Source organism: Pseudomonas farsensis, from assembly GCF_014268805.2.
GTDB classification, from domain to species: domain Bacteria; phylum Pseudomonadota; class Gammaproteobacteria; order Pseudomonadales; family Pseudomonadaceae; genus Aquipseudomonas; species Aquipseudomonas farsensis.
In genome coordinates this window covers 1,968,741-1,981,153 of sequence record NZ_JABWRF020000001.1, presented here as the reverse complement: position 1 = coordinate 1,981,153, position 12,413 = coordinate 1,968,741, and the positions used below count along the sequence as shown (strand labels likewise).

Below are 12,413 nucleotides of genomic sequence, written 5' to 3'. Positions count from 1 at the left end.
ACGTCCTTGTAGTTACGCGGTGAAGGGAGGCGGCTGGCTTGATAACCCAGTACTGTCGCAAGTTCAAGCCTTGCGTGCATTCAGCAGCGCAGGGCCAGGCGCGGCATCTGCCCAACAACCGCCATGCGCTTTTGTGCATTCGACCGAGGCTGGCTTGCCGTGCAACTGTCAGCATGCGCAGTACAAGACAGGAGAACCCCCCAATGAAAATCGTGATCGCCCCAGACTCGTTCAAGGACAGCCTCGACGCCGCAGGCGTTGCCCGTGCCATCGCCAGTGGCCTGGCTCAGGTGTGGCCGCAGGCGCAACTGCTGGAGTGCCCGATGGCCGACGGCGGCGAGGGCACCATGGAGGCGATCGTCGCCGCCAGCCACGGCGAACAGCGTCGCCAGCGTGTACGTGGGCCATTGGGGACCAGCGTTGAAGCCAGTTGGGGCTGGCTGGCCGAAAGCCGCACGGCGGTGATCGAAATGGCCCAGGCCAGCGGTATCCAGCTGGTACCGAGCGGCCAGCGCGATGCCTGCCGGACCAGCACCTGGGGCACTGGCGAGCTGATCGCCTCGGCGTTGGCCGCTGGCGCCCAGCGCATTGTCCTGGCAATTGGCGGCAGCGCCACCAACGACGGCGGCAGCGGCATGCTGCGCGCCCTGGGCCTGCGCTTGCTGGATGCTGCCGGCGAGCCGCTGGCCGAAGGTGGCCTGGCATTGGCGCAGTTGGCGCGTATCGATGCCAGCGAGCTGGACCCGCGCCTGGCCGAGGTGCAGGTTGAAGTGGCGGCAGATGTCGACAACCCGCTGTGTGGCCCGAACGGCGCTTCGGCGATTTTCGGCCCGCAGAAGGGGGCCAACCCTGAGCAGGTGCAGCAGCTGGACCGCGCACTGGGCCATTTTGCCGACCACTGTGCGCAGTGGCTGGGCGGCGATGTGCGCGACGAGCCGGGCAGCGGCGCAGCGGGCGGCATGGGCTTTGCGGCCAAGGCATTCATGGGCGCACGCTTCCGCCCGGGGGTAGAGGTGGTGGCTGAGCTTGCCGGCCTGGATACGCTGGTGCAGGGCGCGGACCTGGTGATCACCGGCGAAGGCCGCTTCGACGCCCAGACCTTGCGCGGCAAGACCCCATTCGGGGTCGCGCGGGTGGCCAAGGGGCACGGGGTACCGGTGGTGGTGTTGGCCGGCACGCTGGGCGCCGGCTATGAACAGCTGTATGCCCACGGCATCGATGCTGCGTTTGCCATCGCCAGCGGGCCGATGACCCTTGAGCAGGCTTGCGCCGACGCCGGCCCGTTGCTCAAGGCGCGGGCCGCCGACGTGGCGCGGGTGTGGCGGGTAGCCCGCTCTGGCTAAGGCTTTAGCCGGCGTGGGCCAGCGGGTGCTCGTCGGGCTCCTGGCTGGGCTCTTCTTCACCCGGCAGGGCGGTGATGACACTGAAGTCACTGACCTCGACCTCACCACCGCCATAGCCGAGCAAGTGGAACGAAAACGCCTTGCGCTCGGTAGGGTTGTCGAAGTCGAACTCCATTTCCATCGGCTGATCGGCCGTTACCAGCACCTCCTCGGGCAGGCCTAGCTGCACGTCCTGCTCGAATTCCTTGGCTTTAAGGCGGATATACGCCTCGTGCTGCGGGTCGAGCGCGCGCACCTTGATGCGCACCTTGGTTCGCGAGCCTTCGGGCATCTCAAGGTACTGCGCGCCAATCAGGTTGTCGGCCCAGTCGTCGCGGATGTGCTCTTGCAGGGCAATCGGCGATGGCCCTCCGAACTGGTAGCGCAGGTTCAACGGGGTTTGCAGCAGCGACTGGTCCAGGGTGTTGGCCAGTAGGCTGATTTGCGGGCCGAGGGTGCTGGTGCCCCGGTCGATGAAGCGCGCCTGGTCGGCAATGAAGCCTTCGCTGGCATAACGCCGGCAGCGCTGCTGGAAATCACACTCGGTGAACGTGCCCTGGCCGTCGTGGTAACGCAGCACGCCGTTGGTGAAGGAGATCATTTCGCGGCCGCTGTCATAGTTGCGGAACAGCGAACGCCCGCCCAAGGCTGCCGGGATCGGCAAGGCAAAGTAGTCGAGCAATGAGGTCGCCAGGTCGATATGGCCGTAGGTGCCGTGTTTGAGCGTAGGTAACTTCGCCTGCTCGGGCGCCAAGGTCAGGTTGAAGCCCCAGGAAGACGCCAGGCGCACGCCGTCGATGCCGTGGGATTCGTCCGAGGTAATCACCACCAAGGTGTCCTTCAGTACGCCCTGACGTTCGAGTTTGTCGAGGAAATCGCCCAGCGAATCGTCAAGGTAAGCCACGGCGGCTTGCTTTGGCGTGTCGTAGCGCTCCAGGTAGTCATCAGGTGCCGAATAGGGCTGATGGGTGCCGACGGTAAGCAGGGTGAGCATCCACGGCTGCCTTTGCTTGCGCAACTTGCCGACGTAGCCCAGGGCCCCCTCGAAGAAGGCGCGGTCGTCCTTGCCCCATGGGAATTCCAGGTAGTTGTCATTCTTGAACCACTCCTGGCCATGCACCGAGGCAAAGCCGATGTGCGGCATGATCCGGTCCTTGGCCATGAAACGCAGCCCGGCGCCTTGCAGGTAGTGGGTGGAGAACCCGGCCTGACGCAGTTGCGCGGGCAGGCAAGACTGGTTGCGCACCTGCTGGGTGAGCAGCTCGACGCCTTTGGGGGTGCCGTTGGCCAGTTTGTCGTAGTCGCCGCAGAGCATGGCGTACAGGCCACGGATGGTCTGGTGGGTATGCAGCACGTAATCCGGGGTGTTCATGCCGCGCTCGGCCCATTGGCTCAGGCGTGGCATCAGGTCTTCGTCAAAACGGCTGCCCAGCGCCTGGCGGTTTGTGCGCACATACGCGCCCGGAATGCCCTCGACGGTGATCACCAGCAGGTTGCGGGCCTTGCCGCGCCCTTTGAACAGGCGCTGGCCGCTGAGGTCGGCCTGGGTCAGGCCGCTGGTGGGCAGCGGCGTGACGGGGGTTGGGCCATAGACCAGCACCTCGGCACGTTGCTGCAGGCTGCCGGTGGCGGCGCTGAGCAACTGGTGCGGCAGGTTGTACTGGCGCCATTGGTCGGCATCGGACGGCAGCAGGTGTTGCGTGCCCCAGTGCGTCAGCAACAGCACTGCAGGCACCGCCCAGGCTTTGCGCGGCAGCGCGGCGCGGTGCTGACCGCGGCCATACCAGGCGCCAGCCAGCCACGCCAGCAGGCCAACGGCCAGCAGCGCGGGCAGCCAGGGGTGGGAAAGGCCGCCGCCGGTTGAGTTTTCCATGAACTGCGGGTCGAACAGGTAATGCAGGTCGGCCTCGTTCGGCAGACGGCCTACAGCGCTGACCAGCTCAGCCGAGGCCACGAACAGCACGACCCAGGCCAGCAATACAGGCAATGCCAGCCACCAGGCGCGGCGTTGCAACAGCATCACCAGCAGGCTGCCGATGGCGAGGTCTGACAGGTAGCCCAAGGGGTCGGACCAACCCAGCAGGGCGCGCACGCCCAGCGGTATGAGCAGCACCAACCCGCACAGGGCAATCAACCGGGCGCGTGGCTGGCCGAGCATGTTTTTCACGTAAGCGATCCTTCTACCATGAAACTGACATACAAAAGTGCTGGATGATATCAGCCCGCGGGCAGGTGCGTTGCGAATGAAAACACCGGTTACCAAAAGTGCGGGCGGGCTTGCCGCTGCATCGATGAGGTTTTACGCGGTCAGGGTAGGAGCGGCCTTGTGCCGCGATGGGCTGCGAAGCAGCCCCAGCAATTCTGTATGGGGCTCAGATCCTGGGGCCGCTTCGCAGCCCATCGCGGCACAAGGCCGCTCCTACACAATCAAAAGCGGCTTGCCTGAAACACCGGGGCGGCACTGCGAGGCTTTGCGCCTTAGAAGTAATACGGGAATTTCAGGCTGAAGGAAAAATCAGGCGAATCGTCGGTCAGCCCTATCGACAGGTTGGGCACGATAGTCAGGTTTTCCGAGGCCGCGAAGGTCATGCCGATGTTGAAGTTGGCGGCGTTGTAGTCGCTGTTGGTGATCGACTGCCAGTCGCCGCCGTCGCGCTTGATCTTGCTTTTGCTAGCGAACTGGTCAGTAACCGAGAACGACATGCTCATCTTCTCGTTCAGCGCAAAGGCGATACCGCCACCGATCTGCCAGGAATCACCCAGCTTGACCTTGCCCGGCACCTTGCTGCCCTGCTCGGGGCTGATGTCACTGAACGAGTCTTGCATGTTGTAGGTGTAGGACAGGCTGCCAAACAACACGGCCGGGTCGTAGGTCTTGACCAGCGAGATTCCGGGGGTAATCGACCATACGCCGTTGCCGGTAGGCAGGCTTTCCGGCACCGCCAGGTTGTCGTTGCCTGGCACCTCGCGCAGCTTGATGCCGTAAGGGTCCTTGCCTGTGGGGGCCTTGATGCGCAGGGTTGCTACTGCATCGGGCAGGCTCTCGGTCTCGTCGAGGAACTTGTACGCCACGCCAACGTTGACGTCGCCCAGGGTCGGGTCGCGCTTGACGCTGGCGGTGGACTCAGACTGCCCGGAACCACCGGCACCGCCTGAGGAGTAGCTGGAGTCGCGGTAAACCACCGGCACGTTTATGTCGAACTGCCAGCGCTGCGCGACGTTGTAGCGGGCGGTCAGGTCCAGGGTCCAGTTGTCGGCCTTGATGCGGTCGATGTTGATATCGCCGAGAAAGATCGAGTCCAGCGCCAGAAAGCCGTTGAGCACAAGGGCGCGGGTGTCGTAGTGGGTGTAGGTGATGCCGGTTTCGATACTGAACTTGCCGCCACCGAAAAAGCCACTGGCCTCGTCGTACAGGTTCGATACGCTCTGCGCCGGCTCCGAGTCGTCCTTGAGCGACTGCCCATACGAGCTGCCCGAGCCATTGGCAGCCACTGCCTGGCCGCCGCGGGTGCTGGCGGCCGGGGACTTGACCAGGCGTTTGGGCTGGGGCGCGGCGGGTGTTTCTTCGACCTGGCGAACCCGCTGTTCCAGCACCATCAGCGCGTTTTGCTGCGCTTCATAGCGGCGTTTGAGCTCCATCAACTCTTGCTTGAGGGCCTCGACCTGAGGGTCGGCTGCAGCCTGAAGCTGCATGGCGGGGGCCAGGGTGGTCAGGCAGACGACAGCGCTGAATCTCAACGATCGATGCATGGGGAGCCGTCCCTTCAGGCTACATGGAATGAAACAGAGCGTAGATCAGTATCCGAGTGCGCGTAGGCCTTTGAGCTGGTCAAGATTGTTGGTCAACGCACCGCCCGAGGGGATGTTGTCGCGCAGCATCACGTTGAGCGAAGTGATATTGCTGACGTGGTTGCCATTACCGAGCAAAGTGGTGTTCTGCATCAGCCCGCCTTGGGCGATGCTCTGCACCGTGCTGCCCTGGTTGCTGCCGGCGACGATGTTCATCTGCACCCCGGTGCCGTTGCTGGTGACGCTCATGGAACCGGCGCCATTGGCGCCGACCAAGGTCGAGCCGGGTGCCAGCACCTGGCCTTGTGGCGTTACATCGGTGGCTTGGCTGCCCTTGGTGACTTTGATATCGACGTTGTTCAATGCCGAATTGTTGTCGCCGGCTGCGCGTACCACTTGGGTCACGCCGCTGGTGGTGTTGAGCCCGCCGCCACCGGTCACCGTGCCGGTGCCTGGGGTCACCGTGCCGCCACTGCCTTTCTCGTCGATGACAGTCACGTAGAACTGCGGCTTGATGGTGGATTGCTGGATCTGCATGGTGGAGGTCGCGCCAATCACCTCGCCATTGGCGTTCTGCCAGGTGCTGGTCATGACAATGCCGAAGCTGACGATACGCCCCGGCATGACATAGCGGCCCCGCAGGTTGGCCAGTTCCTGGTCCTTGAGCTCGATCGGCTGGAATACCTGTGCCTGGGTTGGCAAGCTGACCGCAAGGCACATCAGGGTCAGCCAGGCTTGCGTCTTCATGGAATGCTCCTAAAGCGTCATGCCCGCTTTGTAGTTAGAAGAAATCGCTGCGGATAAAACCGAAATCCATCAGCTCCGAATCCTTGACCGGTGAGAAGTTGTTGATGCGGTTCTTGGCGGTTAGCGGCTGCGGCGGGTCGAGCAGGGCGTTGTCCTTGTCATAGCCCTGGCCGATCACCGCGAAGATGATGCCGTTCCAGCCTTTGACGAAGTCCTCGACCTTGAAACGCTTGTGGCCCAGCACCGGGTCGCCGATGTAGGCCCAGCCTTTCTCGACCTTTTGCAGCACCACAAAATGCTTGTAGCCACGGATGTCCATCAGCACCACTACCGGAATGCGCACTTCGTGCAGGGTTTCCGGGGCCACCCGGTAACCGCGGGCGCGCATGCCGATGCTTTCGACGTAGCGCTTCATGTCGAGCATGGAAAAGCCCTGGGTGCGTACCAGGTCCTGGTCGGCGTGGGCCAGCATGCCTTCGATCAGGTCGTGCTCGGTCACATCCAGCCAGTAGGCCTGGCGCAGGATGGTGGCAAGCGCTGCCGCGCCACAGCTGAAGTCGGTTTTCTGCTGCACCAGGTCGGCAAACTTGCGTTCGCGCACGCTCTGGATCGGCTTGAACACCACGGCACCACCCGGAAGCACCGAAAGCGGCATCTGCGCCGCTTCACTGGTTGGGGTAACGCCGGTCAGGCAAAGCAGCAACGCCATGGCAGGTATGCGCATGATCGAACGCCTTCTGGTTACATGGAAAAGGCCCCTCGCAAGGGGCCTTGGCTGCACACGATCAGTACGAGGTGTTGGAGATCGCCAGCGAGTTGCTTTGCTGGTTGCCTACACCGGCCGCCACGTTGACACCCAGGTTGCCCGAGCTGCCAGTCACCGAACCACTGAGGGTTGCGGTGTTGTTGACCACATTCGACCAGCCGTTAGGCCGCAGCACCTGGAACGAGATGGTGTTGCTCAGGTCGTAGGCGCTGGACTCGCTGTAGCTCTTGGTGACGTTGTCGTGGGATTCGGATGCCGACTGGCCCGAATTGTTGTACGACGAGTCGTAGGCTTTTTCGAACGAGGAGTCGTACGTGCTGCCTTGGGTGGTGGCGATGCTGCCGTTGAGGTTGCCGTTGAACGAGTCGCTGGTGCTCACGCTGCGGGTGCGGTCGCCATTGCCGTTGTTGAAGGTGACGGTACGGTTGGTGTTGAGCGCGCCGTCGCCGCTGGCAGTCAGGGTTGCGTTGCTGGTGGCATTGGACTCGCCCGACTTGCTGCCACTGGCCTGGGCATGTGAGGCGCCTTCATTGCTCCAGTTGCCCGAGGAGGTCTTGTCGACGTTGGCCACCGAAGCCTTGCTGAAGCTGGCAGTGCCGCTTTGGGTGGTGGTCAGCGAAACGGTGTCGACGCTCATGTTGCGGTCGGACTTGTTGTTGACGATCAGGCCTGGGCTGTTCTGCTCGGCCGAGGCGTTGGCGACCGAGTTGCCGCCTTGTGGCGAGGTGGCATTGGCAATCGCCATGGTGTTTTTCTGCTGGTTCAGGTCGCCACCGGCCACGTTGATGCCCATGTTGCCCGAGCCACCGTTACCCGAGCCGCTCATGACGGCTGAGGAGGTGGTGTTGTAATTGTCGACCTTGTTGTCGTTGCTGTACTGCTTGACGTAGGCCGTCGCAGTGGCTGCGCCGAACACGAAGGCGTTGTCGATGCCAGCAGCGTTTGAGTTGGCAATGGCGGCAGCGTTGTCCTGCTGGTTGCCGCTGCCGGAGGCCACGTTGATACCGACGTTGCCGCTGGCACCGCTGGCGGAGCTGCTGATTTCGGCGCGGTTTACCGTGCCTTCATTGAGAATGCGGTTGCCGGTGCTGTTTTGCGTGTCCACAGCAGTCGCCGCAGCGCTGGTCTGAACAACAGTTGGCCCGTGGTTGCGGTCGCGGCGGTCGTTTTGCCCAGCCTGTGCAGCCACAGCCATGATCGCAGCAATTGCGAAAACCAGAGGCTTGATTGCCATCGAAGGTTTCATGGTGATTCTCCGTGCTCGGTTTAGGTTAAGTGTTGTTCCTGACTGCCTGGGTCAATTGGCGACCCGCACGCTCAGGGTGTTGGCCGTTCGGTTTCCCACCCCGGCGCTCTGGTTCAACTGGATCACCCCACGGCTACCGGTGAAGGCCTGGTCACTGGTACTGACCTGGCGATAGCCGGCTGGGGTGTCCGTCGCACCTGAGTTGTTGATCAGCGCCACGTTCTGCTGCATGAGGACGCTGTCGTCGAGACTGAGCGGTTGCGCGCTGACACTCAGGCGCACCGCGTTGGCTTGCTGGTTACCGGCACCGGCGCTCTGGTTGACCCCAAGAATGCCGTTGCCGCCGCTAAAAGCGCTGCCTTGGATAGTGGCCCCGGCTGCCATCGAGGCATCGGCCTGGGTGTGCGCCTGTTGGCGAATCTGGGTGGTGGCGCTGGCGTCATGGCCAAGGGCGATGGCGCGGGCATTGGCTTGTTGCTGGCCGTCGCCTGCGGCCTGGTTGACCGACAGCACGCCTTGGTAGCGGGCGCCGGAGCTGTCGATGGTGGCGGTATTCACCACTTGCGGGTCGGCGTTCACTTGCAGCGAGATCAGCGCGGTGAGCATCAGCAGTGCAGGCTTCATGTTATTTGCCCCCCAGTACTTTCAGCGCACCCATGCCTTGTTGGACGCTGGAATTGACCATGTTGGCGATGCTGCTGCCGCCGCCCGAACCACGCCCGCCGGCAAGGTTGGGCAGTTGGGTCTGGGTGTTGACGTTGCCGCCCAGGTTGTTGGTCTGTTGCAGCACCATGCTGTTGATGCCGGCGCCGCTGCGAATGCCGGCAAAATCGCCGTCGCTCAGCTCGCCGGTCTGGCGCAGAATGAATGCAGAAGGGTTGGTGTTGACGGTGACCGGGTTAGGGTCGGGGATGACCGGGGCGCGGGTGGCCATGCGCGGTTGCACGTCACGCAGGATGATGATGCGCCCATCGTCGGCTTGCGCCGGCAGGTTAAGGGCCGCGCCAAGTGCACAACCCAGCAACAGGAGGCGGGTGATGCGGGTGCCTGAGTCGAGTGTGTGCACGGTGGCGGTTCCTTCTGATCGGTGCTGGCCGGGGTCAGCGTTGACAGAAGGAGGGCAGAAGTCGTGCCAGTTTTCCTTTTTATTTATAGATCAACAGCTTGCATGGGAATCGCGGGGGCGGGTCGAGGCAGTTGTATCAGCGCTGAAACGCAGTGCTCGCGGCAAGCGGTGAAAACCCCGTAGTACGGGGGATGTGAAGAGATCGTGAAACGCTGTCTCAGCGCTGAAACAGGTCCCCGGGTTTTGCCGCTCGCCCCGCTAATCCGGGGCTTGCGCCGCCCAAAGGTGTCTTACGCTGTTAACACTCGGTAGCACAAGCTGGCAGCTGGCCACTAAGCAGCCGTGCTACGGCAGCGAGAGCAGCGGCGCTGCGTTGCGGCCAGTCGCCTTCAATGACCTGCAACGGGCGCTGATGGCTCTGCAGCCAGCCCAGGCTGTCATTGAAAAACGCCTGGCGCTGGGCCAGGTCTGGTTGGCAGCGCTGGCCGTCGCCTACCCAACTCACGCCCTCGGGGCGCAGCAGCAGGTGCAGGTCGTAGTGGCGGGCGGCGAGGGCGTGTTCGATCCAGGCTGGGCAATCGCCGAAGAGGGTGCGGCTCCAGAGGATATTGCTTAGCAGGTGGGTATCTAGAATCAGCAACGGCGGGGCCTGCAAGCGGCCTTGATCCTCCCACTGCAACTGCCCTTCGGCGATGGCGGATATATCTTCATAGCAGGTGTCTCGCTGCTCACGCTCGATGAAGTGGCGAACGTATTCACCCACCACCACACCGCCAAAATGGGCCTGGATCTCGCCGCTGAGCCAGCTCTTGCCGCTGGATTCGGGGCCGCACAACACCAGGGTTTTCATGCGTAGGCCAGCGCCGGGTCGCGGCGCCACTCCAGCCAGCCGCGCACCGCAATCACGGTGAACAGGGCATACAGCCCGGCAGTAAGGTAGAGGCCTTTGTACAGGAACAAACCCACGAAGATCACATCCAGCACCACCCACAGCGCCCAGCATTGCAGGCGTTTCTGTGCCATCCACAGTTGCGCCACCAGGCTGAAACCTGTCAACGCGGCGTCCAGCCAGGGTTGTGCGGCGTCGGTGTAGTGGGCCATGCCGGCGCCCAGCAGCAGGCTGAACACCAGGCCTGCGGACAAGCTCTTGAGCATAGGCGCTGAGGCCAGGCGCGAAACCTGGCGGGCGTCTTTCTGGTTGTCTGGGCGGGTCCACTGCCACCAGCCATACACTTGCAGCACGGCGAAGAACAGTTGCAGCAACATGTCCGAGTACAGCTTCACTTCGTAGAAGATCCAGCTGTAGAGCACCACCATCACCAGCCCGATCGGCCAGCACCAAGGGTTCTGCCGTACGGTGAGCCATACGGCAATCACGCCCAGCGCTGCGGCAAAGAGTTCAAGCCCGGACATCGGCGCGCCTTCCAAGGGGAAAGGGCGGGATGCTACAAGCAGCGAACTGCAAGCTGCAAGCGAACGGTGCGGCTTGCAGCTCGAAGCTTGCCGCTGGCTAAACCCGGAACTGGCGCAGCAGTTGCTCGAGCTCTTCGCTCAGGCGGCCCAGGGCGTTACCCGCTTCGCTGGATTGGCGCGCGGCTTCGGCGGTTTCCTGGGACAGCCCGGCGGTTTCGGTGACGTTGCGGTTGATCTCCTCGACCACATGCGACTGCTGCAAGGTGGCGCTGGCAATCGAGGCGTTCAGGGCACCCAGGGTGTTCAGCGCCTGGCTGATGGCATCGAGGCGGGTACCGGCTTCACGGGCCTGGGTGACGGTCTGGCGCGAGGCCTCGCTGCTGGTATCGATGGCTTTGACGGCGGCCTCCGACTGGCCCTGCAGGTGCTCGATCATGGTCTGGATTTCAGCGGTGGATTGCGCCGTGCGCTGGGCCAGCAGGCGCACTTCGTCGGCTACCACGGCAAAGCCGCGGCCTTGTTCGCCGGCGCGGGCCGCTTCGATGGCTGCGTTCAGCGCCAGCAGGTTGGTCTGCTCGGCGATGGCGCGGATCACCTCCAGTACGCCGCCAATGCGTGTGCTGTGGCTGGCCAGCTCGCGGATGACCTGCACTGCCTGCTCGATGGTCGCCGACAACCGGTCGATCTGTTCCAGGCTGCCATGGATGGCGTGCTGGCCCTCATCGACTTGCTGCTGGGCGTTGCGCATCTCGCCGGCGGCCTGCTCGGCATGCTTGGCGACATCGTGCACGGCGTAGCTGACTTCGTTGATGGCGGTGGCCACCTGGTCCATCTGCAGCGATTGCTGCGCGCTGCGCGCCTGGGCGGCACCGGCGTTGTCGCCGACATTGCCGGCGGACTGCGCCAGGGCATGGGCTGCGCCTTGCAGTTGGCCAACCACGCCTTGCAGCTTGCCGTTGAAACGGTTGAAGTGCTCGCCCAAGTGGGTGATTTCATCGCGCCCATGGGTGTCCAGGCGGCGGGTCAGGTCACTTTCGCCGCTGGCGATATTGCCCATGGCCTGCACCGCCTCGTGCAAAGGGCGTGAGATGCTGCGGGCGATCAGCAATACCACCAGCGCCATCAGCACCGCGATGGCGATGCCGACCAGCGAGGCGTGCCACAGCTGGCGGGCGAACTCGTCCTGCACGTCATCGACATACACCCCCGAGCCGATGATCCAGCCCCAAGGCTTGAACAATTGAATGTAGGACGTCTTTGGCACAGGGTCGCTGGCGCCGGGCTTGGGCCAGCGGTAGTCGACCGGGCCTGCGCCCTGGCTTTTGGCCAGCGTGACCATTTCGTTGAACAGGGCAAAGCCGTCAGGGTCGCGGATCGACGACAGGTCCTGGCCTTCGAGCTTGGCGTTGACGGGGTGCATGACCATCTTCGGCTGCAGGTCATTGATCCAGAAATAGTCGTTCTGCTCGTAGCGCAGGCCGCGCACCACTTGCAGCGCCTGCTGCTGGGCGGCATCACGGGTCAGCGTGCCGGCGGCCTCCAGGCCTTGGTAATAGGCCAGCACCCCGGCTGCGGTCTGCACCACGTGGCGGGTCTTTTCGGCCTTGGCCTGGTACAGGTCGCCATGGATCTGGCGCAGCATCAACAAGCCCAGTACTACCAGCATGGCCACAGCGACCAGCAGGATCAGCCAGAGACGGCGGCTGATCGACATCGACCTGAGGGTCTTCATGATGCGTTACTCCAGTGTTGTTCTTTTTATAGAAGGCATCCAAGCATGCTTTGGCCTAGGCCCCCACCCGACCAACGGCTAATGGGTATGAAGTGACATTCCGTGTTGCAGGTAATACGGGAACGGAAACAGTCCCTCTGCTAGGATCTCGGCCGCTCTGGATGAAACCTTTAGCGCGCTGAACTTTTCTGCTGGTATTGCACCCAAGGGTCGCTGTAAAACGGCGTCGCCGCGTGCGGTATACATTTGCATATCAAAACAGAGGGGCCTGC

Annotated in this window: 11 protein-coding genes and 1 pseudogene; 1 reads left to right on the top strand and 11 read right to left on the bottom strand. The window is 63.2% G+C overall.

Annotation, left to right across the window (positions count from 1 at the left end; genetic code table 11):
• Positions 1–203 precede the first annotated feature (203 nt).
• On the top strand, positions 204–1,343 hold the full coding sequence (locus HU719_RS09025; protein ID WP_186535104.1) for a glycerate kinase: 1,140 nt from the start codon (positions 204–206) through the stop codon (positions 1,341–1,343).
• A 4-nt stretch (positions 1,344–1,347) separates the two neighbouring features.
• Here HU719_RS09025 and HU719_RS09020 read toward each other — a convergent pair whose 3' ends face one another.
• The 11 genes and pseudogenes from HU719_RS09020 to HU719_RS23870 form a co-directional block, all read right to left on the bottom strand.
• Complete coding sequence (locus HU719_RS09020) at positions 1,348–3,549, bottom strand: LTA synthase family protein (protein WP_186535105.1); 2,202 nt, start codon at positions 3,547–3,549, stop codon at positions 1,348–1,350.
• Between the two features lie 311 nt (positions 3,550–3,860).
• Positions 3,861–5,132 carry a fibril amyloid transporter FapF gene (gene fapF, locus HU719_RS09015; protein WP_186517949.1) on the bottom strand — a complete coding sequence of 424 codons (1,272 nt, stop codon included), beginning with the start codon at positions 5,130–5,132 and terminating at the stop codon, positions 3,861–3,863.
• 45 nt (positions 5,133–5,177) lie between these two features.
• Positions 5,178–5,918, bottom strand: a complete 741-nt coding sequence (fapE, locus tag HU719_RS09010) for a fibril amyloid subunit FapE (protein WP_186535106.1) — start codon at positions 5,916–5,918, stop codon at positions 5,178–5,180.
• Positions 5,919–5,952: 34 nt separating this feature from the next.
• Complete coding sequence (gene fapD, locus HU719_RS09005; protein WP_186517947.1) at positions 5,953–6,642, bottom strand: fibril amyloid maturation endopeptidase FapD; 690 nt, start codon at positions 6,640–6,642, stop codon at positions 5,953–5,955.
• 61 nt (positions 6,643–6,703) lie between these two features.
• Positions 6,704–7,930, bottom strand: a complete 1,227-nt coding sequence (gene fapC, locus HU719_RS09000) for an amyloid-like fimbrin subunit FapC (RefSeq protein WP_186517946.1) — start codon at positions 7,928–7,930, stop codon at positions 6,704–6,706.
• A gap of 51 nt (positions 7,931–7,981) precedes the next feature.
• A complete protein-coding gene (gene fapB / locus HU719_RS08995; RefSeq protein WP_186535107.1) occupies positions 7,982–8,554 on the bottom strand; it encodes a fibril amyloid subunit FapB in 573 nt (190 codons plus the stop codon).
• A 1-nt stretch (position 8,555) separates the two neighbouring features.
• Positions 8,556–8,996, bottom strand: coding sequence for a functional amyloid chaperone FapA (gene fapA, locus HU719_RS08990; protein WP_186535108.1), 441 nt, complete (start codon positions 8,994–8,996; stop codon positions 8,556–8,558).
• Positions 8,997–9,294: 298 nt separating this feature from the next.
• The gene (locus tag HU719_RS08985; RefSeq protein ID WP_186535109.1) at positions 9,295–9,846 is read right to left on the bottom strand and encodes an AAA family ATPase; all 552 of its coding nucleotides are present in this window, start codon (positions 9,844–9,846) and stop codon (positions 9,295–9,297) included.
• Positions 9,843–10,409: a nicotinamide riboside transporter PnuC gene (gene pnuC / locus HU719_RS08980; protein ID WP_186535110.1), complete on the bottom strand. Its 567-nt coding sequence runs from the start codon at positions 10,407–10,409 to the stop codon at positions 9,843–9,845. Before pnuC ends, HU719_RS08985 begins: the two co-directional genes overlap by 4 nt.
• A gap of 97 nt (positions 10,410–10,506) precedes the next feature.
• Complete coding sequence (locus HU719_RS23875; RefSeq protein WP_424803791.1) at positions 10,507–11,241, bottom strand: methyl-accepting chemotaxis protein; 735 nt, start codon at positions 11,239–11,241, stop codon at positions 10,507–10,509.
• Between the two features lie 138 nt (positions 11,242–11,379).
• Positions 11,380–12,051, bottom strand: a pseudogene (locus tag HU719_RS23870) (cache domain-containing protein); the annotation flags it as partial.
• Positions 12,052–12,413 lie beyond the last annotated feature (362 nt).

What these genes read in the sequence shown, in the direction of transcription:
- pnuC (WP_186535110.1), bottom strand. Translation starts at nt 10,409, where the DNA reads ATGTCCGGGCTTGAACTCTTTGCCGCAGCGCTGGGCGTGATTGCCGTA.
- fapF (WP_186517949.1), bottom strand. Translation starts at nt 5,132, where the DNA reads ATGCATCGATCGTTGAGATTCAGCGCTGTCGTCTGCCTGACCACCCTG.
- fapB (WP_186535107.1), bottom strand. Translation starts at nt 8,554, where the DNA reads ATGAAGCCTGCACTGCTGATGCTCACCGCGCTGATCTCGCTGCAAGTG.
- HU719_RS09025 (WP_186535104.1), top strand. Translation starts at nt 204, where the DNA reads ATGAAAATCGTGATCGCCCCAGACTCGTTCAAGGACAGCCTCGACGCC.
- fapE (WP_186535106.1), bottom strand. Translation starts at nt 5,918, where the DNA reads ATGAAGACGCAAGCCTGGCTGACCCTGATGTGCCTTGCGGTCAGCTTG.
- HU719_RS08985 (WP_186535109.1), bottom strand. Translation starts at nt 9,846, where the DNA reads ATGAAAACCCTGGTGTTGTGCGGCCCCGAATCCAGCGGCAAGAGCTGG.
- fapD (WP_186517947.1), bottom strand. Translation starts at nt 6,642, where the DNA reads ATGCGCATACCTGCCATGGCGTTGCTGCTTTGCCTGACCGGCGTTACC.
- HU719_RS23875 (WP_424803791.1), bottom strand. Translation starts at nt 11,241, where the DNA reads ATGGACCAGGTGGCCACCGCCATCAACGAAGTCAGCTACGCCGTGCAC.
- fapC (WP_186517946.1), bottom strand. Translation starts at nt 7,930, where the DNA reads ATGAAACCTTCGATGGCAATCAAGCCTCTGGTTTTCGCAATTGCTGCG.